The sequence below is a fragment of the Pseudomonas sp. CCI1.1 genome, assembly GCF_034348165.1.
Classification (GTDB): domain Bacteria; phylum Pseudomonadota; class Gammaproteobacteria; order Pseudomonadales; family Pseudomonadaceae; genus Aquipseudomonas; species Aquipseudomonas paracarnis.
Window position 1 is genome coordinate 2978434 of sequence record NZ_CP133780.1, and the last position, 25105, is coordinate 3003538.

Annotated in this window: 19 protein-coding genes, 3 tRNA genes and 3 rRNA genes; 9 read left to right on the top strand and 16 right to left on the bottom strand. The window is 56.8% G+C overall.

Annotated elements, in window-relative coordinates; translation table 11 throughout:
- Positions 1-43 precede the first annotated feature (43 nt).
- Complete coding sequence (locus tag RHM69_RS13315) at positions 44-763, top strand: 4'-phosphopantetheinyl transferase family protein (RefSeq protein WP_032872446.1); 720 nt, start codon at positions 44-46, stop codon at positions 761-763.
- A gap of 79 nt (positions 764-842) precedes the next feature.
- Here RHM69_RS13315 and RHM69_RS13320 read toward each other — a convergent pair whose 3' ends face one another.
- A complete protein-coding gene (locus RHM69_RS13320) occupies positions 843-2453 on the bottom strand; it encodes an ATP-binding protein (RefSeq protein ID WP_020301728.1) in 1611 nt (536 codons plus the stop codon).
- Complete coding sequence (locus RHM69_RS13325) at positions 2450-3175, bottom strand: response regulator (RefSeq protein ID WP_060766977.1); 726 nt, start codon at positions 3173-3175, stop codon at positions 2450-2452. Before RHM69_RS13325 ends, RHM69_RS13320 begins: the two co-directional genes overlap by 4 nt.
- Before the next feature lie 861 nt (positions 3176-4036).
- Here RHM69_RS13325 and RHM69_RS13330 point away from each other — a divergent pair.
- Entirely contained in the window at positions 4037-6931 is a 2895-nt protein-coding gene (locus RHM69_RS13330; RefSeq protein ID WP_003193565.1) for a ribonucleoside-diphosphate reductase subunit alpha, read from the top strand.
- 92 nt (positions 6932-7023) lie between these two features.
- Here RHM69_RS13330 and RHM69_RS13335 read toward each other — a convergent pair whose 3' ends face one another.
- From RHM69_RS13335 to RHM69_RS13365, 7 genes are all read right to left on the bottom strand, one after another.
- Positions 7024-8121 (bottom strand): hypothetical protein, encoded by a 1098-nt coding sequence (locus RHM69_RS13335; RefSeq protein WP_014719577.1) that lies wholly within the window; start codon positions 8119-8121, stop codon positions 7024-7026.
- A gap of 180 nt (positions 8122-8301) precedes the next feature.
- Positions 8302-9612, bottom strand: a complete 1311-nt coding sequence (gene flgE, locus RHM69_RS13340) for a flagellar hook protein FlgE (protein WP_014719578.1) — start codon at positions 9610-9612, stop codon at positions 8302-8304.
- A gap of 31 nt (positions 9613-9643) precedes the next feature.
- Positions 9644-10369 (bottom strand): flagellar hook assembly protein FlgD, encoded by a 726-nt coding sequence (flgD, locus tag RHM69_RS13345; protein ID WP_014719579.1) that lies wholly within the window; start codon positions 10367-10369, stop codon positions 9644-9646.
- Positions 10370-10385: 16 nt separating this feature from the next.
- Complete coding sequence (gene flgC / locus RHM69_RS13350; RefSeq protein WP_014719580.1) at positions 10386-10829, bottom strand: flagellar basal body rod protein FlgC; 444 nt, start codon at positions 10827-10829, stop codon at positions 10386-10388.
- A gap of 3 nt (positions 10830-10832) precedes the next feature.
- Positions 10833-11240, bottom strand: coding sequence for a flagellar basal body rod protein FlgB (gene flgB, locus RHM69_RS13355; protein WP_003193573.1), 408 nt, complete (start codon positions 11238-11240; stop codon positions 10833-10835).
- 313 nt (positions 11241-11553) lie between these two features.
- The gene (gene cheR / locus RHM69_RS13360) at positions 11554-12381 is read right to left on the bottom strand and encodes a protein-glutamate O-methyltransferase CheR (protein ID WP_014719581.1); all 828 of its coding nucleotides are present in this window, start codon (positions 12379-12381) and stop codon (positions 11554-11556) included.
- A 42-nt stretch (positions 12382-12423) separates the two neighbouring features.
- Positions 12424-13356, bottom strand: a complete 933-nt coding sequence (locus RHM69_RS13365) for a chemotaxis protein CheV (protein ID WP_003193578.1) — start codon at positions 13354-13356, stop codon at positions 12424-12426.
- A 74-nt stretch (positions 13357-13430) separates the two neighbouring features.
- On the opposite strand from RHM69_RS13365, the gene flgA reads away from it, so the two are divergent.
- The 4 genes from flgA to RHM69_RS13385 all read left to right on the top strand — a co-directional run bounded on the left by flgA (position 13431) and on the right by RHM69_RS13385 (position 16025).
- Complete coding sequence (gene flgA, locus RHM69_RS13370; RefSeq protein ID WP_014719582.1) at positions 13431-14195, top strand: flagellar basal body P-ring formation chaperone FlgA; 765 nt, start codon at positions 13431-13433, stop codon at positions 14193-14195.
- A gap of 141 nt (positions 14196-14336) precedes the next feature.
- Entirely contained in the window at positions 14337-14660 is a 324-nt protein-coding gene (gene flgM, locus RHM69_RS13375) for a flagellar biosynthesis anti-sigma factor FlgM (protein ID WP_019817214.1), read from the top strand.
- A gap of 48 nt (positions 14661-14708) precedes the next feature.
- A complete protein-coding gene (locus RHM69_RS13380; RefSeq protein WP_014719584.1) occupies positions 14709-15179 on the top strand; it encodes a flagella synthesis protein FlgN in 471 nt (156 codons plus the stop codon).
- A gap of 96 nt (positions 15180-15275) precedes the next feature.
- Positions 15276-16025: a flagellar brake protein gene (locus RHM69_RS13385; RefSeq protein ID WP_014719585.1), complete on the top strand. Its 750-nt coding sequence runs from the start codon at positions 15276-15278 to the stop codon at positions 16023-16025.
- A 60-nt stretch (positions 16026-16085) separates the two neighbouring features.
- Here RHM69_RS13385 and RHM69_RS13390 read toward each other — a convergent pair whose 3' ends face one another.
- The 7 genes from RHM69_RS13390 to RHM69_RS13420 all read right to left on the bottom strand — a co-directional run bounded on the left by RHM69_RS13390 (position 16086) and on the right by RHM69_RS13420 (position 23643).
- Entirely contained in the window at positions 16086-17459 is a 1374-nt protein-coding gene (locus RHM69_RS13390) for an MFS transporter (RefSeq protein WP_102666808.1), read from the bottom strand.
- A gap of 334 nt (positions 17460-17793) precedes the next feature.
- A 5S ribosomal RNA gene (rrf, locus tag RHM69_RS13395) occupies positions 17794-17909 on the bottom strand.
- A 151-nt stretch (positions 17910-18060) separates the two neighbouring features.
- Positions 18061-20952 (bottom strand): 23S ribosomal RNA (locus RHM69_RS13400).
- 247 nt (positions 20953-21199) lie between these two features.
- A tRNA-Ala gene (locus tag RHM69_RS13405) sits at positions 21200-21275 on the bottom strand.
- A 30-nt stretch (positions 21276-21305) separates the two neighbouring features.
- Positions 21306-21382, bottom strand: a tRNA-Ile gene (locus RHM69_RS13410).
- A gap of 81 nt (positions 21383-21463) precedes the next feature.
- Positions 21464-23000: ribosomal RNA gene (locus RHM69_RS13415) — 16S ribosomal RNA — on the bottom strand.
- The 16S, 23S and 5S rRNA genes sit together here with 2 tRNA genes alongside, the layout of an rRNA operon.
- A 566-nt stretch (positions 23001-23566) precedes the next feature.
- Positions 23567-23643: transfer RNA gene (locus RHM69_RS13420), tRNA-Arg, on the bottom strand.
- Between the two features lie 322 nt (positions 23644-23965).
- On the opposite strand from RHM69_RS13420, the gene RHM69_RS13425 reads away from it, so the two are divergent.
- The 3 genes from RHM69_RS13425 to RHM69_RS13435 all read left to right on the top strand — a co-directional run bounded on the left by RHM69_RS13425 (position 23966) and on the right by RHM69_RS13435 (position 25105).
- A complete protein-coding gene (locus tag RHM69_RS13425; RefSeq protein ID WP_014719587.1) occupies positions 23966-24193 on the top strand; it encodes a hypothetical protein in 228 nt (75 codons plus the stop codon).
- Positions 24194-24204: 11 nt separating this feature from the next.
- Positions 24205-24384, top strand: coding sequence for a PA3371 family protein (locus tag RHM69_RS13430; RefSeq protein ID WP_003193590.1), 180 nt, complete (start codon positions 24205-24207; stop codon positions 24382-24384).
- 394 nt (positions 24385-24778) lie between these two features.
- Entirely contained in the window at positions 24779-25105 is a 327-nt protein-coding gene (locus RHM69_RS13435; RefSeq protein WP_003193592.1) for an Arc family DNA-binding protein, read from the top strand.

The window sequence follows — 25105 nt, forward strand, 5'->3', positions numbered from 1 at the left end:
ACCGGGCTATCCACTGGCCCGCCAACTCGGCAAAATACCGCGCATGACGCCCCTACCCGCTTGCTGCACCCCACTTGATGATCATTGGCCGTTGCCGGTTTCTTTGCCGGGCACGGTGTTTTTGAGCACGCGATTCGACCCGGCTTTATTGAGCCCGGGCGATTTCCAGCGCTGCGATGTGCCACCGCCGGCTAGCATCCAGCGCTCGGTCGCCAAGCGCCAGGCGGAATTTCTCGCCGGGCGCCTGTGCGCGCGCGAAGCGCTGCAACGACTCGATCATCTGCGCTGCGTCCCGGCCATCGGCGAAGACCGCGCCCCGGTCTGGCCAGGGCATATCAGTGGCTCCATCACCCACAGCACCGGGCACGCTGCGGCGATTGTCGGGCACAAGGCGCAATGGCGCGGGCTGGGCATGGACCTGGAGCATCTGCTGTCACTGGAGCGGGCCGAACGCCTGGCCGGGGAAATCCTGACGGCCGATGAATTACAGCGCATGGCCACCCTGCCCCGTGAGCAACTCGCCTTGCTGGTGACGCTGACGTTTTCGGTCAAGGAAAGCCTGTTCAAGGCGCTCTATCCGATCGTGCACAAGCGCTTTTATTTCGAGCATGCCGAGGTGCTGGAGTGGTCAGCGGCTGGGAGGGTGCGGTTGCGGTTGCTGACCGATCTTTCGCAAGAGTGGGGCCATGGCAAAGAGCTGGAAGGGCAGTTTGTGGTGCAAGGGGAGCAGTTGTTGAGCCTGGTGGCTATCAGCGCCTGGTAGACCACCATCGCGGGCACGCCCGGCTCCCACATTGGGAATGCATTCGCCTGTGGGAACTGGCTTGCCTGCGACAGCGGTGTCAGGGCTTATCCTGATCCCTGGGCCAGCTCAGGCTGAAGCACGCCCCGCCCAGGTTGTTGCTCTTGCTGATCAACGCCCGCCCGCCGTGCCAATAGATAATCCGCCGCACGATCGACAAACCCAGGCCATGCCCGCCAGAGGCGCGGGTACGGCTGTCATCCAGGCGCAGGAACGGCGTGAAGATCCGCTCCCAGGCGCTTTCCGGCACGCCGGGGCCGTCGTCTTCCACATCGATGCGGCAGCGTACCTGCCCCACCTGATAACTGATCAACACTTGGCCTTTGGCGTGGCGCATGGCATTGCTCACCAGGTTTTGCAGGGCGCGGTGCAGGTAGCGCGGTTCAGCGTCGACCCAGGCGTCATCCCAATGCGCCGATGACAGGCAAATACCCCGGGTGACGGTGACCTGGGGGCGCAATGGCGATAATTCGCCAATCACCTGGTCGAGCAATGCATCAAGGTCCACGCGCTGGAAATTCAGTTCCGGCGCACCCTGTTCCAAGCGGGCATAAGTGAGCATCTCGTCCACCAGGCCATCAAGGTCCTGGATATCGCCATCCATACCCTCCAGGTACTTGCGCCGCGCCTCGGGCGTGGCGGCGTCACCGATCATCTCCAGGCCAAAACGCAGGCGCGCGACCGGAGTGCGCAGCTCGTGGGAGACCGCCCGCACCAGCTCACGCTGAATCGCCAGCAATTGCTGCAGGTGCTCGGCCATGCCATTGAAAGCTGCCGCCAGCCGCCCGACCGAGTCTGCACCGCGAGCGGGTACGCGCACTTCCAGGTTGCCCTTGGCGATACGCGTAGCCGCCGCCTCCAGGCCTTTGAGCCGGCGCTCAAGTTGACGCACCAGCAAATAGACGATCAAGCCGATCAAAGTCAGGCCGATCAAGGTGATCAGGATCAGCCATTGCGCCGGGTACGGATTCATCTGGTACAGCGGGCCGATCTCCAGTACCCACGGGGTGCCGACCATGCCGGCAAACACGCGAATCGAATCGCCGCCCTTGCCCAGCGCCATCACCGTATCGCCCTCCGCCACGCGACGACGCTGGTCCTCGTCCATGTCGGCCTGGTCAAGGGCCGTCAAGTGCATTTCAAAACCAAAACCCTTGGCGTGCTTGATGTCGGCCAGGCGCTGGGGCTGTTCGGCCACCGGGAAGCGCACCAGTTCGTCGGCCAGCAGGTAAATGGTTGCGCGGGCCAATTGCTCGCTGATCTGCTGCACTTCGCCGGTAAGCACCAATTGCTCTTGCTCGCTGACCAACCGCAGCACCCGCGCCGCATGAGGCCCGGTCTGTTCCACCAGGACCTGGCCGCGTTGCAGGCGGTTGCGCTGGCCAAGGTCCAATTGCGCATCGGTGAACGTGCGCAGTTCCAGCGGAATACCGAGCAAACGCTCCCACACCGCCAAGGCGCGCTGTCGTTCAATGGCGCTCATGGGCTGCAGGTTATCGCCCATCAACGCAAAAGTGCCGTGGGCCAGGCGCTCACGGTACTGGCCGCTGCGCACGTCATTAAGCAGGTGCAGTGCCAGGGCGCCGAGCAACGCCACCAGGATCAGCGCCGCGCACATGCCGCCGTAGATGCGCAGGAAGATCGAGTTCACAGCGGCATATCGGCAGCAGCTTCGGGGACGAACAGGTAGCCTTTGCTGCGAATGGTCTTGATCAGGCGTGGGTGGATCGGATCGTCGCCGATCTTTGGCCGAATGCGCGAGATACGCACATCAATGGAGCGATCCTGGCCGTCATAACCAATACCGCGCAGAGCGATGAAGATTTCTTCGCGGGACAGAATGCGTCCGGCGTTTGCAACCAGCAGCCACAACAGGTCGAATTCAGCGCTGGTCAGTTCGATGCTGCCCTCATGCAACCAGGCTTCGCGCAAGGCATTGTCCACCACCAACGGACCAAACTGGAGGCGGCGCTGGTTTTCCACTGCAACGGGCAACACCGGTTCGCTGCGGCGCAGCAGCGCCTGGATACGTGCCAGCAACAAACGCGGGCGCACGGGCTTGCACACATAGTCATCGGCGCCCATGTCCAAGCCCTGCACCTGGTCCATGTCGTCGGTGCGCGCGGTGAGCATCAGGATCACGCCGTCATAACGCTCGCGCACCTTGCGGCAGATGCTCAGGCCGTCTTCGCCGGGCAGCATCAGGTCGAGGATCACCAGGTCGGGCTGTTCGGCGATGATGCGCGCCGTGGCCTTGGCACCATCGCTTTCCACCGACACACGCAGGCCGTTGCTTTCCAGGTACTCACGGGTCAACTCGGCGAGTCGCTCGTCGTCCTCGACGATCAGTATCTGCCAGGCTTCTTGCTCCATGCATTGTCCTCGTTTTTATAAGAAGTTCTTCTGGCCGACACAATCGAATGTGAAATACGGTCGGTGTGGGAGCTGGCTTGCCTGCGATGAGGGTGGGTCAGCGCGCCTGTTGGTGGCCGATACACCGCCATCGCAGGCAAGCCAGCTCCCACCTATTGATCTTCCGCAGGCATAGCCTGTTTGTCATGTTTTGAAGGCATAACAAAGGCCGATTGTAGCCATGCAACGGCCCTTGAACACAAGCCGCGAAATCCATTCGGTCATGGCGATTTTTTGTGGTAGGGTTCGCGCCCTCAAAATTCCCGCCGGCAGTTTCTAGCCGGGAATATTCGGTGACAAACGGTGTAATCCAGTAGTAATGCGGCCTACACGGGTGTTCCATGATTCATACACATTTTACCCACAGCGTTATCCACAGGTAGTGCGTTGCTAAGCCCCCGAAAACGCATTATCTTGTACCTCGGCGCTAAAAAAACCCTACATGTAGGGTTTTCAGCGAAAAGACCAAACACAGATCAGACAAGAAACTCAAGCGCTTTCTTGCTCGTGCTTGGTTGAACCAACGCATTTTTTGAAAGCCCAAACCGCGCACGCGGATGGCAACCGTTTTCCAGCCCGATTGGCAGAAAACGGTACGGGTGTTGCAGGGCTTGAATGGGGCCACTGTCACCCACCAGGAATACGGCTAAGGGCTCCCCGGCCCCGAACCAAAGACTTCGGCATGGAAGCGGCGCGATGAGCTCCCTTCCTCCTGTCCCGAAGTTGTTATGCCAGGCCCAGGCCTGCTGTAAGTGCTTCAGGACGGAACGGTGGGCACCGTGATGGTGCCCAAATAAATATAGAATGTGGAGACACCCCCTCATGCAAACCGACACAACTCGCGAGAACCCGCAAGGCTCCGTGCCGCAGGCCGCTGATTCGAATCTGGATCTGTCCGCCACTGCACCTGGCCAACTGCGTGTGATCAAGCGTAACGGCACTGTCGTTCCTTATACCGATGACAAAATCACCGTCGCCATCACCAAAGCGTTTCTTGCAGTTGAAGGCGGCACCGCTGCCGCTTCGTCGCGCATCCACGACACCGTTGCCCGTCTGACCGAACAGGTCACCGCGACCTTCAAGCGTCGCATGCCATCGGGCGGCACTATCCACATCGAAGAAATCCAGGACCAGGTCGAACTGGCCCTGATGCGTGCCGGCGAGCAGAAAGTGGCCCGCGACTACGTGATCTACCGTGATTCGCGCGCCAAGGAACGTGCCGTACGTTCCCCGGCCGAAGAAGCCGCCGTACAAGCGCACCCGTCGATCCGCATCACCCTGGCCGACGGCAGCTTCGCACCGCTGGACCTGGGCCGCCTGAACACCATCATCACCGAGGCCTGCGAAGGCCTGGAAGAAGTCGACGGTGACCTGATCCAGCGCGAAACCCTGAAGAACCTGTACGACGGCGTCGCCCTGACCGACGTCAACACCGCCCTGGTGATGACCGCCCGTACCCTGGTCGAGCGTGAGCCGAACTACTCGTTCGTGACCGCGCGCCTGTTGATGGACACCCTGCGTGCCGAAGGCCTGGGCTTCCTGAAAGTCGCCGACAGCGCCACTCACCACGAGATGGCCGACCTGTACGCCAAGGCCCTGCCGGCCTATATCGCCAAAGGTATCGAATTCGAATTGCTGAACCCGATCCTGGCCACCTTCGACCTGGAAAAACTCGGCAAGGCAATCAACCACGAGCGCGATCAGCAGTTCACCTACCTGGGCCTGCAAACCCTGTACGACCGTTACTTCATCCACAAGGACGGCATCCGCTTCGAACTGCCGCAAGTGTTCTTCATGCGCGTGGCCATGGGCCTGGCGATCGAAGAGAAGAACAAGGAAGACCGCGCGATCGAGTTCTACAACCTGCTGTCGTCCTTCGACTACATGTCGTCGACTCCGACCCTGTTCAACGCCGGTACCCTGCGTCCCCAGCTGTCGAGCTGCTACCTGACCACCGTGCCGGATGACCTGTCGGGCATCTACCACGCGATCCACGACAACGCCATGTTGTCCAAATTCGCCGGTGGCCTGGGCAACGACTGGACACCGGTGCGCGCACTGGGTTCGTACATCAAGGGCACCAACGGCAAGTCCCAGGGCGTCGTACCGTTCCTGAAAGTGGTGAACGACACCGCCGTCGCCGTGAACCAGGGTGGCAAGCGCAAAGGCGCTGTATGTGCCTACCTGGAAACCTGGCACATGGACATTGAAGAGTTCATCGAGCTGCGCAAGAACACCGGTGATGACCGTCGTCGTACCCACGACATGAACACCGCCAACTGGATCCCTGACCTGTTCATGAAGCGCGTCTTCGATGACGGCAAGTGGACCCTGTTCTCGCCATCCGAAGTGCCGGACCTGCACGACCTGACCGGCAAAGCCTTCGAAGAGCGCTACGAGTACTACGAAGCCCTCACCGAGTACCCGGGCAAGGTCAAACTGTTCAAGACCATCCAGGCCAAAGACCTGTGGCGCAAAATGCTGTCCATGCTGTTCGAAACCGGCCACCCATGGTTGACCTTCAAGGACCCATGCAACCTGCGCAGCCCGCAGCAGCACGTGGGCGTGGTCCACAGCTCGAACCTGTGCACCGAGATCACCTTGAACACCAACAAGGACGAGATCGCCGTTTGCAACCTGGGCTCGATCAACCTGCCGAACCACATCGTCAACGGCAAGCTGGACACCGTAAAGCTTGCACGCACCGTCAACACCGCCGTACGCATGCTCGATAACGTGATCGACATCAACTACTACTCGGTGCCACAGGCGCAGAACTCCAACTTCAAGCACCGTCCGGTTGGCCTGGGGATCATGGGCTTCCAGGACGCGCTGTACCTGCAGCACATCCCTTACGGTTCCGATGCAGCGGTCGAGTTCGCCGACAAGTCCATGGAAGCGGTCAGCTACTACGCGATCCAGGCTTCCTGCGACCTGGCCGACGAGCGCGGCGCCTACGAGACGTTCCAGGGTTCGCTGTGGTCCAAGGGCATCCTGCCGCTGGATTCGCAACAGATCCTGATCGAAGCCCGTGGCCAGAAGTACATCGACGTCGACCTGAACGAAACCCTGGACTGGGCGCCGGTACGTGCCCGTGTGCAGAAAGGTATTCGTAACTCCAACATCATGGCCATCGCACCGACCGCCACCATCGCCAACATCACTGGCGTGTCGCAGTCGATCGAACCGACCTACCAGAACCTGTATGTGAAATCGAACCTGTCGGGCGAATTCACCGTGATCAACCCGTACCTCGTTCGCGACCTGAAGGCCCGTGGCCTGTGGGACTCGGTCATGATCAACGACCTGAAGTACTACGACGGTTCCGTGCAGCAGATCGAACGCATCCCGCAAGAACTCAAAGAGCTCTACGCGACCGCTTTCGAAGTGGACACCAAGTGGATCGTTGACGCCGCCAGCCGTCGTCAGAAGTGGATCGACCAGGCCCAGTCCCTGAACCTGTACATCGCCGGCGCCTCGGGCAAGAAGCTGGACGTGACCTACCGCATGGCGTGGTACCGTGGCCTGAAAACCACTTACTATCTCCGTGCCCTGGCTGCGACCAGCACCGAGAAGTCGACCATCAACACCGGCAAGCTGAACGCAGTGTCCAGCGGCAACCACGGTGATGACTCGGTACTCGCAGCACCCGCCGGCCCAGCACCGGTGCCAAAAGCCTGCGCGATTGACGAGCCGGATTGCGAAGCTTGCCAATAAGCTGAGCCAGTCCAGGGATATTGTCCCCCTGGATTGAAAAAGCCCGATAGACCCCGACTGCATAGGGTTTATCGGGCTTTTTGCTGACTGCCTTAGAGAAACGCGTACGCAATACCCTGCTTTGGCGCGCCACCTCGGCGCCCCCACAACTCCACGCGCCCGTCGATGACCACCATCGAATGGCGATCGTAGGCCACGACGCCGAGCTTGCCGCTCGCCAGCTCACTGCTTGAGGACTGCCTGTAAAGCCCTTTCAAACCCAGACGATCCAATGCTTCGCGGGGCATTTCGCCGTTATTCAAACTTTGCATCGCATGGGCGAAGCTTCTTTTTGATTGGCTAGGGTTGTCGTCCAAGCCATTCCCTTCCATCTGTGCCCGCTTGGCGCTCGCTGCAAACATGAAGTTGGCATCGGTCAGCATGCCCGGATTGTCACCCTTGAACTGCGCATACCTGGCCGCCTGCTTTAATTCATCCTTGGATAGATTAAGTTCGAAGCCGTCGCGCATCTTCACGTGATAACCGTCTGCCGTCTCTTTTACCTCCTTGAACACGTCAGTGGGTTTCTGACCAAACTTCATCATTGCGCCCTTTATCGCTGAAACCGTGACGCAATTGCCATCGGGGCCCTGGCTGAATCCACTCCAGATGTTGTCCGGTTTTTTTCCTGGGTTACTTTGATCAGGCTTGTAGTTGAAGTGCTTGGAGCCTTCCGTAATCGGCAGATTACTCATGGGCTCGCTGGGCCCAAAATTACCGGGGCTTGGCCTGCCACCACCGCCCCCACCGCCCCCACCTGGCGACGGGCCAGGAGAAGGCGGCGAAGGTGTGGGTGATGTATCGTCCGTTTCCGGAAACCATTCTTTCATCAGGCGCCGCAGCATCTCCAGCCAGGAGACGTCTGCCTTCTCCATCAACTCCTGCATGATCTCCTTGAACTTTTCATCACCCAGTTCTTCGCGCTTCTCGTTCAACTTGTCACGAAGGCCCTGGACGGTTTGGCTCTTGGATGTTTTCTCGGCATCTCTCAACTCATTGAGCAGTTGCCTCACTGATTCTGCATCAGAGGACTTGCCTCCCCCGGGTTCATCCGACTGACTTTTGCGTCTGTATAGACCGGCGCTGTAGTTATTCAGAACAAACCAATGGCTGCCTGCTGGCATCCCTTCCCACTGCTTGTAGATCGCCATGCCACTCTCCCGATGGTCCATGGGCGACATGCGCCCGTGTCCCGTGCGTGGCGCAAGGGGCGTTGGGCGTTCCAGCAGCAAGGCGAGATGAAACAGGCGGTAAACTAGCAACGCGCGCGCACAAAAAAGCCCCTCGATTGAGGGGCCTTTTTGTGTGCAGGTATTTTTTGAGCAGGGGTATCAGGTCATCTGAATGATGGTCTGCATGATGGTGCTTTGGGTGGAGATGGTCTTGGCGTTCGCCTGGTAGTTGCTCTGGGCCTTGATCAGGTCCACCAGTTCGTTGGTCAGGTTAACGTTGGAGTTCTCCAGGGAGTTGGCCACGATCGAACCCAGGGTGCCGGCTTGCGGGTTGTCATAACCTGGCTGGCCCGAGGCGAAGGTCTCTTTCCAGGTGGTCGCACCGGCTGGCTGCAGGCCCTGCTCGTTGTTGAAGCTGGCCAGGGAGATCTGGCCGATGGCCTTGCTCTGCTGGTTGCTGAAGGTGGCGAACAGGACGCCGCTGCCGTCGATTTTCAGGCCGGTGATCTGGCCGGTGGCATAGCCGTCGGTGACCGGAGGGTTACGGTAGGTAGCCGAGTTGTACTGGGTAATGTTGGCCATGTTGATGGCGATGCCGCCCGGGTTGGCATCCGCACCGTTAGCCTTCCACACGCCGTCAGTCACCTTGCCTGGAACCCACCCGGCAACGGTCAGGGTCTTGTCGGACACACCATTGGTGACGACAGTAGTCAGATTGCCAGCGCCATCGAAGGTCAATGTCGACGGCACGGGTGGCGTCGAAGGGGTGCCAGTCGGGGCCGAACCATCAGGGTTGCGACCGTCAATCAGGGTATAGGCATTCCACTTGTTGCCGTCGGTTTTCACCAGGTACTGCACCATCGGGTGCGCGTTCCCCTGAGAGTCGTACAAGGTGGTGCTGTATTGGGTGGTGAAGGTCTCGGTCTTGGTCGGGTCAAACGGCTTGGCCGCCTGGTCAATCACCGGCTCCGAGGAATTCAGGTTACTGGTGGAGTCGACCTTGGTGGATGCCTTGGGCGGCAGATTCGCCAGGTTCAGTTGCAGATCGACCAAGCCGCCCTTGGTGATCTTGCCATTATCGTCCGCGGCATATCCTTGCAGGCGCGAAGTGCCGGTGTTGTTGGTGATGTAGCCGTCCTTGTCCGCACGGAACGCACCACTACGGGTGTACTCCAGCGAACCGTCGCTGCCCTTCTGCACGAAGAAGCCACCGCCCTGAATCGCCATGTCGAGGATGCCGCCGCTACCGTTGACATCGCCCTGGGTGAACTGCTGGGACACCGCCGCCAGGTTCACACCGTTGCCGATGCTGTTCTGGCCGGTGCCCAGCTTGGAAGCCGCGTAGATATCGGCGAATTCCGCACGGGATGACTTGAAGCCAGTGGTCGCGACGTTGGCGATGTTGTTGCCGGTCACGTCCAGTTGTTTGTTGGCCGCATAGAGGCCGCTAAGGCCGATATTAAAAGACATGTTTCTCTCCTTCTGCCGTATTTAGCCGGCTCTATGTACCGATAGTCTGAATTTGCGACAGCTTGACGCTGCCCATGCCGCCTGCAAGGTTGAGCAGCATTTCGCCGCCAGTCTTGCTCAGGGTCACACTGGTGACCGTGGCGGGCAGCGAAGTGGCCAAGGCCACTGCGTCGCCTTTGTCGTTCTTGGTGGTGGCGTTGAAGGTGTAGGTGCCAGCTGGGGCGACCTCGCCCTTGTCGTTCTTGCCGTCCCAGATAAAGCTTTGGGTGCCGGCACTCTGGGCGCCCATGTCAACGGTGCGCACCACATTGCCGTCTTTGTCGGTGATCTTGACGGAGACATTGCCCACCGCCGAGGTCACTGCCACCGAACCGGTCATGCTCTTGCTGGTATCCACCATGGCCTTGTCGGTCTGGATGATGATCGAGCGCCCCACCAGCGACGAAGCCTGCAGCGCCTGCGAGGAGCTGAAGTTGCTGGAGATGTTGTTCACCGAGTCATTCAGGGTGTTGATGCCTTCCAGGCTGCTGAACTGGGCAAGCTGCGCGACGAACGCGCCGTTGTCCTGAGGCGACAGCGGGTTCTGGTTTTTCAGTTGAGTGACGAGCAGTTGCAGGAAAGCATCCTTGCCCAGCGACTGGTTGCCCGTCGCCGTCTTGGAAGCGTCACTGACGCTGCTGTTATTCGTCGCGGTCTTGACCTTGGAATTGAAAAGGTCCTGAACCGCCGTGTTGTTAGACGTATCAACGATGGCCATTATTTGGCGCCCCTTATCACTGACCCAGGGTCAGAACCTTCTGCATCATGGTTTTGGCGGTGTTCATCATTTCCGCGTTGGTCTGGAACGAGCGACTGGCGGAGATCATGTCAGCCATTTCCTCGACCACGTTGACGTTGGGGTAGTAGACGTAACCCTTTTCGTTCGCGGCCGGATGGTTGGGCTCGTAACGGGCCTCCAGGTTGCTCTGGTCTTCGACCACGCCCAACACCTGCACGCCTGAGCCGGCGGCGTCCTGGTTCTGGAACAACGAATCGCTGCCGTTTGCCTGACCACCCTGGAACATGGTGGCAAACACCGGATGGCGGGCGCGATACGTCTGGTCAATGCTCGACGAGACGGTCTCGGCGTTGGCGATGTTACTGGCGACGGTGTTCAAACGCGTGGTCTGCGCGCTCATGCCACTGCCGGCAATATTGAAAACACTGGACAGAGACATGGCTTACTCTCCACGCAGGGCTGACATCAGCCCTTTGAATTTGCTGTTGAGCAGGGTGAAGCTGGCCTGGAAGTTCACCGAGTTTTCGGCGTAGTTCGATTGCTCCAGCTGGGCGTCGACGGTGTTCTGGTCGATCGACGGCTGCATCGGCGTGCGATACAGCAGCGACTCGTCACCCTTGCTCAGGCCTTGCGCTTCGATATGACGGCTGTTGGTCATGTTCAAGGCGAAGGTGCCGTTCTTGGTCTTGTCCTGCTGTGCGGCGAGCACGGCGGAGAAGTCCAGGTCCCGAGCCTTGTAGTTCGGGGTGTCGGCGTTGGCAATATTGTTGGCCAGGACTTCGGCACGCTGGGCGCGGAAGCCCAGGGCTTGTTCGTGGATACCGAGCGCTTTATCGAAGCTGATGCTCATGGCGGAAACCTTTAGGCTGACCTGCTGTTCGTTAGCAGGGTTATAGCAAGGTGCATGCCAATCTTGCGGGAGCCCCTATATCAAGGGTTTGGAGGGGAGTCGACGGCGGCTATGCCAGAAAAGCGGCAAGCGATTTCCGCGTAGCGCCATTAAAGCGGCAATGGGCAGTTGCCGCTTTACGCCAGCTTGCCGAGAAAAAAAATGTGGGAGCTGGCTTGCCTGCGATGGCGGAGTACCTGCCGACCAATTCATCGACTGACACAACGCCATCGCGGGCAAGCCCGGCTCCCACAGTTTTATTGCATACCCCAGGCTACTTGGCCTGGTAGATGATCCCCGGGCTGCATTGCACCATCTGGAAGTGATCCGGCAGCCCATTGAGCGCCTCGGAAGCACCGAGGAACAGATAACCTCCGCGCTTGAGCGTGCCGTGGATGCGCAACAGGATGTCTTTCTTCACTTCAGCCGAGAAATAGATCAGCACGTTGCGGCAGAACACCATGTCGAACTTGCCTAGGCTGGCGTAGCTGTCGAGCAGGTTGAAAGAGCGAAATTCGACGCGGTTCTTGATCGGCGCCTTGATCGCCCAACGCCCTGCCCCTTTGGGGTCGAAGTAGCGTTGCAGGCGTTCCTGGGACAAACCTCGGCCCAGGGCCAGGCTGTCGTACTCACCGGTCTTGCAGTTGGTGAGCATGGTGCCGGACAAGTCCGTGGCCACAATTTGCGCACCGGCTTTCAACTGGCCCATGTTGGTCCGCTCGAACTCATCGATGGACATCGAGATCGAGTACGGCTCCTGCCCCGAAGAACAGGCCGCCGACCAGATACGCAGGCGCTGGCCCGGGCTGGCCTTGATGGCTTCGGGCAACACTTTGTTCTTGAGCACTTCAAAGGGATAGGTATCGCGAAACCATAAGGTTTCGTTGGTGGTCATGGCATCGACCACCATTTCCTTGAGCCCACTGCGCGGCTGCCCCTGGATCCGCTGGACCAACTCACCCAGGGACTTGATGCCCTGCTGTTCCATCAGCTTGTTGAGACGGCTGGATACCAGGTACTGCTTGTTTTCACCGAGCAATATGCCACAGGCTTTTTCCAGGAAGACCCGGAACTGTTCGAAATCCAAATTACCCGTAGACAATGATGCCGCCTCTTAAATCGTGTGACCGCCGGGGGACATCCCCTAGCCGTGATCTGCTGCCTTGATCCGGTCGACTACCCGGGATGCGAGGTCATCAGGACGGAATTTGGCCAGAAAGTCATCCGCACCGACCTTCTTGACCATTGCCTGATTGAATACCCCCGACAACGAAGTATGCAGGATGATATGCAATTTTTGCATGCGTGGATCGTTACGTATCTCGGCCGTGAGCGTATAGCCATCCATTTCCGGCATCTCGATGTCAGAGATCATCATCAAGAATTCTTCTTCGGGCTTCTTGCCTTCGTCCGCCAGCTTGCGCAGGTAATCCAGGGCTTGGCGTCCGTCATTGAGGGCCACCACCTCCACCCCGACGGTTTGCAGGCAACGCGTGACCTGCTTGCGCGCCACCGAAGAGTCGTCCACGGTCAACACGCGCAGCGAAACCGCCTTGTGTGCCGTTTCGGCATCCACCACTCCGACGGAGATGGTTTCCGAGGTGGGGGCCACTTCGGCGAGGATCTTCTCCACGTCGATGATTTCCACCAACTGGTTATCGACCCGCGTCACCGCCGTCAGGTAGTGATCGCGCCCCGTGCCCTTGGGCGGCGGATGGATCTCTTCCCAGTTCATATTGACGATGCGCTCCACCGAGCGCACCAGGAAACCCTGGGTCTTGGTGTTGTACTCGGTGATGATCACGAAAGGGTTCTGGCGGTCTTGCAAACCCGCGGCCCCCGTGGCCATGGCCAGGTCAAGAATCGGAATGGTCGCGCCCCGGATGTTGGCCACGCCACACACCACCGGACTGGACTTGGGCATGATCGTCAACTTGGGACATTGCAGCACTTCACGCACTTTAAACACGTTGATGCCATACAACTGATTGCCATCCAGGCGGAAAAGCAACAACTCCAGGCGATTCTGCCCTACCAGCTGTGTACGCTGGTTTACTGAATCCATTACACCTGCCATGCCCAGACTCCTAAATCCTAGGGGTACGACGCGTACCCAACACTAAACGGCACGAGCTTTGCTATTTACTGAGTATGGATATTAAAACGACAGTTTCCCGACACCCTGGCCGCTCACGCTACCGCAGACTGCTCTGCGCCGCGATGGCGCTGCTTGTCTCGGGCCTGGGCGTCACGGCCCGCGCCGACAACGTTACCCTGCCTGATCTACTTATCGGCGTCACCCAAGGCTTTCTTGAGTTCACTGTAGAAGATTATCTGGCGACCACCCAGACGCCGGGGCGTTATGAAATTCAGGTCAACCAGTTGGACCCACGTTTGCGCATGCCAATGTGCGACAAGGAATTGACAGCCACCCTGGAAAGCCCCGCCCAGCCTATCGGCCGTGTGACCGTGAAGGTGCGCTGTGAGGGCGCCTCGCCCTGGACGGTATTTGTGCCGGCGCAGGTCAAGCTGTTTCGCGACGTAGTGGTAGTGGCGCGGCCATTGAAGCGCACCGGCATCATCGGCTACGACGATGTGGCGCTGCGCGAGAGGGACATCAGCTTGATCAACCAGGGCTACCTGACGTCACTGGACCAGGCCGTCGGGCAAAAACTCACCCGCCCCGTGGTCACTGACCAAGTCCTCACACTGGTTCATCTGGAACAGGCGGAGGTGATTCGCAAGGGTGACCAAGTGGTGATTTCCGCCAGCAGTGGCGGCCTGAACGTCAGGATGCCGGGCGAGGCGTTGTCCAACGGCGGCATGAGCGAACAGATCCGTGTCAAGAACCTCAACTCCAATCGCGTGATCAAGGCGCGGGTCACGGCGCCAGGCCAAGTCGAGGTGGCGCTATAGATGACTGGAATCAAATGCCAGCTTTTCCTACACTGTGTGCTGGATATTGAGCCGAACAGGTTTATTGTCAATCGAGCCTAAAGTTTGCCCGGGTATGGCCGAAAACATGGCAAGCGTCCAAATACCCAGAGGTTTTTCAACATGGTCATTGATTTCAGTCGTTTGAATAACACCCCGGCCTTGCCCGGCAATACGCGCACCGGCGGTGCCAAGGACAGCGTAGAAGCCAAGCCGCAGCCCTTGCCTGCCAAAGCAGAGCAGGCCGCCGCCAGCCAGAGTGGGGAATCGGTACACCTGAGCAATGAGGCTCAACAGTTGCAAAAGGTCACTGACTCGCTGCGCGATCAACCCGTCGTCAATAAAGCCCGCGTGGCCGAGTTGAAACAGGCTATCGCCGATGGCAGCTATAAAGTCGACAGCAACCGTGTAGCCAGCAAGCTGCTCAACTTCGAAGCCGAGCGCTAGGCAAAGGCCTGCGCAGGGCTTTTGGACGCTTAAAACCCAAGGCCAGCCATGCACCACGACGAACATTTGCTCCAACTGATCATTGATGATCTGGCGCCGACGCAACAATTGCTCGAGCTGCTCAAGGAAGAATCCCTGGCCTTGTACGGCCGGGATATGCCCTTGCTGGAAGAAATCCTGGCGCGCAAACAGTCGCTGATTGTCTTGCTCGAACAGCACGGAAAGAAGCGCAGCGAGATTCTGATCAGCCTGGGCCTGCCTGCCGACCACGATGGCCTGGCACAACTGGCCAGCCACTCTTCAGTCGGCGATCAACTGCTGGCACAGAGCAAAGAACTCAATCATTTGCTCGCACAGTGCCAGGAAGCCAACCTGCTCAACGGTCAGTCGATCCAGCTTCAGCAAGCCACGACCGCCAATCAGCTGCGCATACTGCACGGCGGAGAGCCTCCGGCCCTGTATAACGCCCAAGGCTCCACCTCACGCCTGGTCAAGCCAAGCACCCGCAGCCAAGCCTGACACCGGTTTACAGCGCGACCTATCCAAGGCGCGCTACATACTGGCAAAATGCCGGTTCTTGCGTGTAGTCGTATTTTGCCTGGAGATGGAAGAACCGTGTTCAACGCCCTTAATGCGGAAGATGCACCGCAGCCACCCAAGGTGCTCACCACGCCTCTGGAAATCGCCAGCACGTTGCGGATGCTGCAAGAAAGCCATGACCCGCTGATCATCACTTTCCACGAACGCAGCCAGCGGTTCCAGAGCTACCTGGTGGACATTGACCGCGACAGCAAGACGCTGGTACTGGACGAAATGATTCCCCGTGACGGTGAACGCTATCTTGAGAATGGCGAAGCCTTCCGTATCGAAGGTTTCCATGAGGGCGTGCGGGTTGCCTGGGAAAGCAACGGCACCTTGACCATCAGCGAAAAAGGCGGCCACCGCATCTATAGCGGCAGCCTGCCCGGCGAAGTGGTTTACCATCAACGACGCAATGCCTTCCGCGCCGCACTCAAGCTTGCGCAGCTGGTGGACATTCAGTTGGGTGGCGAGAAGCTCAAGGCACCTATCAGCGGTAAGCTGCTGGATATCTCGGCAACCGGCTGCAAATTGCGCTTTGAAGGCGATATCTCCGAACGTCTGCAGTTGGGCCAGGTCTATGATCGCTTTATTGCTGCCCTGCCCTTCGGCAGCATGACCACTTCCGTGGAACTGCGCTACCTGCACTTCGAAGACAAGATCAACACCACCTTTGCCGGCGTGCGCTTTCACAACATGAGTGGTTTGGTGCAGCGACAAGTGGAACGCTTTGTCTACCAATTGCAGCGAGAAGCTCGGCGCTTCGATAAAGACGACGATCTTTAAGCGTTAGACGCTGAGATAAAAAAACGGGCAGATCCTGATGGGATCTGCCCGTTTTTTCGTTCAGGGGCGCGCCCTGCTTAAGTCATGGGGATGTTCGTCCGGGTCTGGTGGCTCGTGCGGTTCTTCGCTCGCTGGCTCCTCGGTATCAGGGACGGGCTCTGGGTCAGGAACAGTGACTTGCATCTGCTCCTGCACCACCTGCTCATCCACCCGCGGGTCAAGGGCAGCCACCAAAGGCGAACTGGACATGCTGTCGGGCATCGCCACGTGATGCAGTGGTGCGTCGTCGACCTGATGCAGGTTGGTTACCGCCTTGGGTCGAATGCGCCACACCAGGATCAGCGCACACAGGCTGAAAAACGCGTAGAGCATCTGGCTGCCGAATAGCTTCATCACCACACCGGCCAACAGCGGCCCCACGCTGGCGCCGATCCCGTAGGTAACGAGCAACATGGCCGTCAGTGACACCCGGCGATCGCCTTCCACATGGTCGTTGGAAAAGGCCACCGCCAAGGGGTAAAGGCAGAACTGCACCAGCGAACAGAAGAAGCCCGCCACGAACAACACCTCCAGCGGTACCTGCGTCATGATGGCCAACGGTAAGGCCGTTATCGCCAGGCACAAGGCAAAGCAGCGAATCAGCAGCGCGCGGTCATAGCGGTCCGACAACCAGCCCAGTGGCCACTGCACGACCAATCCAGCAAAAATGCAGCTACCCATGAACAAGCCGACTTGCTCAGTCGTCAGGCCCTGCTGAGAGGCGTAGAGCGGCGCCAAGCCGTAGAACGAACCGACGATCAACCCAGCGCCCAACACGGTGCTGAGCGATTGCGGCACGCGCTTGATAAAGAAGCGCGGCTCCATCGGAGCCGGGTGCAGTGGGGCCGGGTGAATGCGTCGGGTCATCGCCACAGGGACCAGGCACAGCGCAAAGCACAGCGCTACGAGCATCAACAGTTCAAGCCCGAGATGGGGGTGCATGACCAGGATCAATTGGCCCAGCACCAACCCAAGGTAGGACGCAATCATGTAACCGCTGAACACTACGCCGCGCTGCTTGGCGTCTGCCTGCTCATTGAGCCAACTCTCGATGACCATGTACTGGCACATCATCCCCAGGCCCACGATCATCCGCAGCACAATCCAGGCTGGCAGCCAATCAATCAAACCGTGACCCAGCACTGCTGCGCCGACGATCCCGGCGCAGGTAGCGTAGGCACGAATATGCCCGACCCGGGCAATCAAGCGGTGCCCGAGCTTGCCGCCCAGCACCAAGCCAAAATAGTTGGCAGCCATCAGCGCACCCACCCACAGGCTGTCGACGTTGTCTGCTGCCAGACGCAAAGCCAGATAAGTACTAAGCAGGCCGGAGCCGATCAGCATCATCAAAGAGGCGAAATAAAGGGCTCGAAAAGATTTCCAGATCTGGCGCATCGGCGTTCCGAGCGGCTCCTTGCGGTGAGGGGTAGGGCTATCAGCATGATAGTCCGGGGCGGTTGAGTCCGGACAGACGGTAGGGTCTGTTTCCGGGGATTATTTTGTTTCACAGCTCAGACGATACGTGGGTGTCTGTGAGGTACATAACCGTGGAGATAAATACACGGCGCACCACCTGTGAACCTTGATAACACGCAAGGTTCGACTGGTATTGGGGTATCTGTACAAAAGGCGTCAATGGAACGCTGTGCAGGCTTTGGAAGTTGGCGTTCTTTTCGAGCGCCCAAAACAAAACCCCAACTGCTTTCGCAATTGGGGTTTCGGAATTTAATCTTGACGATGACCTACTCTCACATGGGGAAACCCCACACTACCATCGGCGATGCATCGTTTCACTGCTGAGTTCGGGATGGGATCAGGTGGTTCCAATGCTCTATGGTCGTCAAGAAATTCGGGTACTGAGTCGTGGCCAGCTGGCCTCGCTTCAGCAAATTGGGTATGTGATAGTTTCGGTGTTTTGTGAGCGTCGAACTTTCGGTTCATCTTCGTCTTCACACACCGCAATCTGGCCTTTCGACTCAAATTGCTTGGGTGTTATATGGTCAAGCCTCACGGGCAATTAGTATTGGTTAGCTCAACGCCTCACAGCGCTTACACACCCAACCTATCAACGTCGTAGTCTTCGACGGCCCTTCAGGGAACTCAAGGTTCCAGTGAGATCTCATCTTGAGGCTAGTTTCCCGCTTAGATGCTTTCAGCGGTTATCTATTCCGAACATAGCTACCCGGCAATGCCACTGGCGTGACAACCGGAACACCAGAGGTTCGTCCACTCCGGTCCTCTCGTACTAGGAGCAGCCCCTCTCAAATCTCAAACGTCCACGGCAGATAGGGACCGAACTGTCTCACGACGTTCTAAACCCAGCTCGCGTACCACTTTAAATGGCGAACAGCCATACCCTTGGGACCGGCTTCAGCCCCAGGATGTGATGAGCCGACATCGAGGTGCCAAACACCGCCGTCGATATGAACTCTTGGGCGGTATCAGCCTGTTATCCCCGGAGTACCTTTTATCCGTTGAGCGATGGCCCTTCCATACAGAACCACCGGATCACTAAGACCTACTTTCGTACCTGCTCGACGTGTCTGTCTCGCAGTCAAGCGCGCTTTTGCCTTTATACTCTACGACCGATTTCCGACCGGTCTGAGCGCACCTTCGTACTCCTCCGTTACTCTTTAGGAGGAGACCGCCCCAGTCAAACTACCCACCATACACTGTCCTCGATCCGGATAACGGACCTGAGTTAGAACCTCAAAGTTGCCAGGGTGGTATTTCAAGGATGGCTCCACGCAGACTGGCGTCCACGCTTCAAAGCCTCCCACCTATCCTACACAAGCAAATTCAAAGTCCAGTGCAAAGCTATAGTAAAGGTTCACGGGGTCTTTCCGTCTAGCCGCGGATACACTGCATCTTCACAGCGATTTCAATTTCACTGAGTCTCGGGTGGAGACAGCGCCGCCATCGTTACGCCATTCGTGCAGGTCGGAACTTACCCGACAAGGAATTTCGCTACCTTAGGACCGTTATAGTTACGGCCGCCGTTTACCGGGGCTTCGATCAAGAGCTTCGCGTTAGCTAACCCCATCAATTAACCTTCCGGCACCGGGCAGGCGTCACACCCTATACGTCCACTTTCGTGTTTGCAGAGTGCTGTGTTTTTAATAAACAGTCGCAGCGGCCTGGTATCTTCGACCGGCATGAGCTTACGGAGCAAGTCCTTCACCCTCACCGGCGCACCTTCTCCCGAAGTTACGGTGCCATTTTGCCTAGTTCCTTCACCCGAGTTCTCTCAAGCGCCTTGGTATTCTCTACCCAACCACCTGTGTCGGTTTGGGGTACGGTTCCTGGTTACCTGAAGCTTAGAAGCTTTTCTTGGAAGCATGGCATCAACCACTTCGTTACCTGAAAGGTAACTCGTCATCAGCTCTCGGCCTTAGAATCCCGGATTTACCTAAGATTCCAGCCTACCACCTTAAACTTGGACAACCAACGCCAAGCTGGCCTAGCCTTCTCCGTCCCTCCATCGCAATAACCAGAAGTACAGGAATATTAACCTGTTTTCCATCGACTACGCTTTTCAGCCTCGCCTTAGGGACCGACTAACCCTGCGTCGATTAACGTTGCGCAGGAAACCTTGGTCTTTCGGCGTGGGTGTTTTTCACACCCATTATCGTTACTCATGTCAGCATTCGCACTTCTGATACCTCCAGCAAGCTTCTCAACTCACCTTCACAGGCTTACAGAACGCTCCTCTACCGCATCACTTACGTGATACCCGTAGCTTCGGTGTATGGTTTGAGCCCCGTTACATCTTCCGCGCAGGCCGACTCGACTAGTGAGCTATTACGCTTTCTTTAAAGGGTGGCTGCTTCTAAGCCAACCTCCTAGCTGTCTAAGCCTTCCCACATCGTTTCCCACTTAACCATAACTTTGGGACCTTAGCTGACGGTCTGGGTTGTTTCCCTTTTCACGACGGACGTTAGCACCCGCCGTGTGTCTCCCATGCTCGGCACTTGTAGGTATTCGGAGTTTGCATCGGTTTGGTAAGTCGGGATGACCCCCTAGCCGAAACAGTGCTCTACCCCCTACAGTGATACATGAGGCGCTACCTAAATAGCTTTCGAGGAGAACCAGCTATCTCCGAGCTTGATTAGCCTTTCACTCCGATCCACAGGTCATCCGCTAACTTTTCAACGGTAGTCGGTTCGGTCCTCCAGTTAGTGTTACCCAACCTTCAACCTGCCCATGGATAGATCGCCCGGTTTCGGGTCTATTCCCAGCGACTAGACGCCCTATTAAGACTCGCTTTCGCTACGCCTCCCCTATTCGGTTAAGCTCGCCACTGAAAATAAGTCGCTGACCCATTATACAAAAGGTACGCAGTCACCCAACAAAGTGGGCTCCCACTGCTTGTACGCATACGGTTTCAGGATCTATTTCACTCCCCTCTCCGGGGTTCTTTTCGCCTTTCCCTCACGGTACTAGTTCACTATCGGTCAGTCAGTAGTATTTAGCCTTGGAGGATGGTCCCCCCATATTCAGACAAAGTTTCTCGTGCTCCGTCCTACTCGATTTCATGGCTAAGAGATTTTCGCGTACAGGGCTATCACCCACTATGGCCGCACTTTCCAGAGCGTTCCGCTAATCTCAAAGCCACTTAAGGGCTAGTCCCCGTTCGCTCGCCACTACTAAGGGAATCTCGGTTGATTTCTTTTCCTCAGGGTACTTAGATGTTTCAGTTCCCCTGGTTCGCCTCTTGCACCTATGTATTCAGTACAAGATAACCATCTTATGATGGCTGGGTTCCCCCATTCAGACATCTCCGGATCAAAGTCTGTTTGCCGACTCCCCGAAGCTTTTCGCAGGCTACCACGTCTTTCATCGCCTCTGACTGCCAAGGCATCCACCGTATGCGCTTCTTCACTTGACCATATAACCCCAAGCAATCTGGTTATACTGTGAAGACGACATTCGCCGAAAATTCGAATTTCTCAGTTAAGAGAACTCACAAATTTTACCTTAGCCTGATCCGTTACCAGTGAAAGTAACGTTCAGTCTATCTTTCTATCACATACCCAAATTTTTAAAGAACGAACTAGTCAAAGACTAGAAATCAACATTCACCATCACAACGATGGAATGCTCATTTCTAAGCTTTATACAAACAGAAGCAGTAGTGGTGGAGCCAAACGGGATCGAACCGTTGACCTCCTGCGTGCAAGGCAGGCGCTCTCCCAGCTGAGCTATGGCCCCGTATTTCTACAGGCGTTTCCCACACAAAATTGGTGGGTCTGGGCAGATTCGAACTGCCGACCTCACCCTTATCAGGGGTGCGCTCTAACCAACTGAGCTACAGACCCAATTTCGGGCTGCTTCTTTCGTCTTCTTCAATGAATCAAGCAATTCGTGTGGGAACTTATGGAGCAGCTGATGTCGTCGATTAAGGAGGTGATCCAGCCGCAGGTTCCCCTACGGCTACCTTGTTACGACTTCACCCCAGTCATGAATCACACCGTGGTAACCGTCCTCCCGAAGGTTAGACTAGCTACTTCTGGTGCAACCCACTCCCATGGTGTGACGGGCGGTGTGTACAAGGCCCGGGAACGTATTCACCGCGACATTCTGATTCGCGATTACTAGCGATTCCGACTTCACGCAGTCGAGTTGCAGACTGCGATCCGGACTACGATCGGTTTTATGGGATTAGCTCCACCTCGCGGCTTGGCAACCCTCTGTACCGACCATTGTAGCACGTGTGTAGCCCAGGCCGTAAGGGCCATGATGACTTGACGTCATCCCCACCTTCCTCCGGTTTGTCACCGGCAGTCTCCTTAGAGTGCCCACCATAACGTGCTGGTAACTAAGGACAAGGGTTGCGCTCGTTACGGGACTTAACCCAACATCTCACGACACGAGCTGACGACAGCCATGCAGCACCTGTCTCAATGTTCCCGAAGGCACCAATCTATCTCTAGAAAGTTCATTGGATGTCAAGGCCTGGTAAGGTTCTTCGCGTTGCTTCGAATTAAACCACATGCTCCACCGCTTGTGCGGGCCCCCGTCAATTCATTTGAGTTTTAACCTTGCGGCCGTACTCCCCAGGCGGTCAACTTAATGCGTTAGCTGCGCCACTAAAAGCTCAAGGCTTCCAACGGCTAGTTGACATCGTTTACGGCGTGGACTACCAGGGTATCTAATCCTGTTTGCTCCCCACGCTTTCGCACCTCAGTGTCAGTATTAGTCCAGGTGGTCGCCTTCGCCACTGGTGTTCCTTCCTATATCTACGCATTTCACCGCTACACAGGAAATTCCACCACCCTCTACCATACTCTAGTCAGTCAGTTTTGAATGCAGTTCCCAGGTTGAGCCCGGGGATTTCACATCCAACTTAACAAACCACCTACGCGCGCTTTACGCCCAGTAATTCCGATTAACGCTTGCACCCTCTGTATTACCGCGGCTGCTGGCACAGAGTTAGCCGGTGCTTATTCTGTCGGTAACGTCAAAATTGCAGAGTATTAATCTACAACCCTTCCTCCCAACTTAAAGTGCTTTACAATCCGAAGACCTTCTTCACACACGCGGCATGGCTGGATCAGGCTTTCGCCCATTGTCCAATATTCCCCACTGCTGCCTCCCGTAGGAGTCTGGACCGTGTCTCAGTTCCAGTGTGACTGATCATCCTCTCAGACCAGTTACGGATCGTCGCCTTGGTGAGCCATTACCTCACCAACTAGCTAATCCGACCTAGGCTCATCTGATAGCGCAAGGCCCGAAGGTCCCCTGCTTTCTCCCGTAGGACGTATGCGGTATTAGCGTCCGTTTCCGAACGTTATCCCCCACTACCAGGCAGATTCCTAGGCATTACTCACCCGTCCGCCGCTCTCAAGAGAAGCAAGCTTCTCTCTACCGCTCGACTTGCATGTGTTAGGCCTGCCGCCAGCGTTCAATCTGAGCCATGATCAAACTCTTCAGTTCAAACATCTTTGGGTTTTTAAGAAACCCTAAACTTGGCTCAGCAATCATTGGTTACATCTTTGATTTCTCGCGGAGTAACTTGTGATGCTGATAATCTTGTTGACTATCAGTCTGACTCCACAAGCACCCACACGAATTGCTTGATTCAGTTGTTAAAGAGCGGTTGGTTAAGATCTTTCGTCTCAACCGAGGCGCGCATTCTACAGCAGCCTCATTTGCTGTCAAGTGGTTATTTTCAGAAGTTTTCGAAGATTTCTTCAACAACTTCAACCACTTGCGCTTGCGATCTCTCGTAAGCGGGAGGCGAATTCTACAGGGATCGCCATGAACGTCAACCCCCTTATCTTAAAAAAAGCGAAACACTTACTCGCCTATAAAAACCAGGGTGCCCCACCGCCTCTTCTATATAGAAGGAGCGCACAACCTAGGGACGTGAATTATTCCCACCCACACAAATGCATCTGGATCTCAACCGAAAGAAGCGCGGCTGGATCCCGCACAGGCGAGGAACGAGGATGACTGTTGTTGAGACCGACGAATACCAGGAGGGGAAAGCTTTACAGAGATGGTGTCCCAGGGCCGGTTCGAACGGCCAACCTTCCCCTTAGGAGGGGGATGCTCTATCCAATTGAGCTACTGGGACAAATGCGACGCTTAACCTGAAGGGCTAGCGACAGACGGCGTGCATCTTAACGGCCGAGGCTGGTTTTGTCATGTCGTCCGTTGGCATTTTGACTGTAGGCCAATCCTTGCACGTACGTTCATAGCCTCATTCAGCATGCCAAGACTTTCACCCTCATCGTGCAAATTGCACTACGCCAATATGCCATCATTGCAAACTGCAACCCAGCGCCCTCAAAAAACAATCTTAACTCCTTGTTTTTATTGGAATAATAGATTGGCACGACATCTGCAAAGTCATAAACACAAAACCAATCGTTCCAGGCACCGTGGAGACTATGATGATGAACAGCGCCCTTCTACTAGCACTGAACGCTGTGGCACTGGCTACGGTGGTGACGTTTCATTTTCAGCCGACCAGTACTGAAGACGGCGCGCAAATCAGCCAAGCCATTCCCCACCATCTGCAACAGCGACCTCAGTTGGCACTGATGACTGCAAACCCCCAATCTCCCATCCGCCTGACCCAAGATACACAATCAGCGCCAGCGGCCGAGCATTGGGTTTTCTGAGAACACTATTCATGTCGAAATCTGCCTGGTTGTTTCTGTGCCTGACGCTCCTATCTGTTGCGCTAGGCCTGGGAGCTACATCACAACAAACTCAAACCCTAGCCTTCGTCGCCAGCGCCGTGCTGGGCAGCCTACTGGTACTGACGCTAATCAAGGGTCGCCGAATCAAATTCGATCCGCTCCTGCGCTAACCCCCTTCCCCATCTCCCTCCCCTACCTTATGTCGCCTGATACTCGTAAATAGGCGAACAGCTACTAACCTTAAGCTTGAGGGCAAAAGGCCATATCGCTATAGGACGGGCGCCCTTCAACCCGGATGCCGTGCAGGCTTGGGCGAAGATTGACGAGCTTCGCTGCAGTCGCAGGATTTTTTCTAACCAGTCCGCAAAAACGTAAATCAGTACTGGCATAAAGCCTGTAGGCGGTTCAATATTTGTCACAGAATTGACGCCAATGAAATGTCAAATCTGAGGCATGATGCGGCCTCTTTGCAATTCGGGTTGAACTTTGGTCGTGAGCCTTGTCTTAACACTCATCTTGCGGCCAATTCCAGAAACCGCTCCCCTGAACTAACCGGTTAAATATATGCGCCCATTGAAACAGGCAATTTATTCCAGCCGTACGGCTGACAAATTCGTCGTACGTCTGCCAGACGGAATGCGGGAACGCATTGCCGAGGTGGCTCGCAATCATCACCGCAGCATGAACTCCGAAATCATCGCACGCCTGGAACAAAGCCTTATTCAGGAAGGTGCCTTGGGTGAAGAGTTGAGCATGCGCCTGGACAGCCCCGAGCTGTCACTGCACGAACGCGAACTGCTGCAGCGTTTTCGTCAGCTCTCCCACCGCCAGCAAAATGCTCTCGTCTCGCTTATCGCGCATGACGTGGAGGCGGCCGCAGAAGCCAATTGA

Excerpts from the sequence above, each read along its gene's own strand:
- RHM69_RS13365 (WP_003193578.1), bottom strand. The coding sequence starts at position 13,356 with ATGGCAGGTGTAATGGATTCAGTAAACCAGCGTACACAGCTGGTAGGG.
- flgD (WP_014719579.1), bottom strand. The coding sequence starts at position 10,369 with ATGGCCATCGTTGATACGTCTAACAACACGGCGGTTCAGGACCTTTTC.
- flgC (WP_014719580.1), bottom strand. The coding sequence starts at position 10,829 with ATGTCTCTGTCCAGTGTTTTCAATATTGCCGGCAGTGGCATGAGCGCG.
- flgB (WP_003193573.1), bottom strand. The coding sequence starts at position 11,240 with ATGAGCATCAGCTTCGATAAAGCGCTCGGTATCCACGAACAAGCCCTG.
- RHM69_RS13380 (WP_014719584.1), top strand. The coding sequence starts at position 14,709 with ATGCACCACGACGAACATTTGCTCCAACTGATCATTGATGATCTGGCG.
- RHM69_RS13325 (WP_060766977.1), bottom strand. The coding sequence starts at position 3,175 with ATGGAGCAAGAAGCCTGGCAGATACTGATCGTCGAGGACGACGAGCGA.
- RHM69_RS13425 (WP_014719587.1), top strand. The coding sequence starts at position 23,966 with ATGAACAGCGCCCTTCTACTAGCACTGAACGCTGTGGCACTGGCTACG.
- RHM69_RS13435 (WP_003193592.1), top strand. The coding sequence starts at position 24,779 with ATGCGCCCATTGAAACAGGCAATTTATTCCAGCCGTACGGCTGACAAA.
- flgM (WP_019817214.1), top strand. The coding sequence starts at position 14,337 with ATGGTCATTGATTTCAGTCGTTTGAATAACACCCCGGCCTTGCCCGGC.
- RHM69_RS13390 (WP_102666808.1), bottom strand. The coding sequence starts at position 17,459 with ATGCGCCAGATCTGGAAATCTTTTCGAGCCCTTTATTTCGCCTCTTTG.
- flgA (WP_014719582.1), top strand. The coding sequence starts at position 13,431 with ATGGATATTAAAACGACAGTTTCCCGACACCCTGGCCGCTCACGCTAC.
- RHM69_RS13335 (WP_014719577.1), bottom strand. The coding sequence starts at position 8,121 with ATGGCGATCTACAAGCAGTGGGAAGGGATGCCAGCAGGCAGCCATTGG.
- flgE (WP_014719578.1), bottom strand. The coding sequence starts at position 9,612 with ATGTCTTTTAATATCGGCCTTAGCGGCCTCTATGCGGCCAACAAACAA.
- RHM69_RS13430 (WP_003193590.1), top strand. The coding sequence starts at position 24,205 with ATGTCGAAATCTGCCTGGTTGTTTCTGTGCCTGACGCTCCTATCTGTT.
- RHM69_RS13315 (WP_032872446.1), top strand. The coding sequence starts at position 44 with ATGACGCCCCTACCCGCTTGCTGCACCCCACTTGATGATCATTGGCCG.
- RHM69_RS13330 (WP_003193565.1), top strand. The coding sequence starts at position 4,037 with ATGCAAACCGACACAACTCGCGAGAACCCGCAAGGCTCCGTGCCGCAG.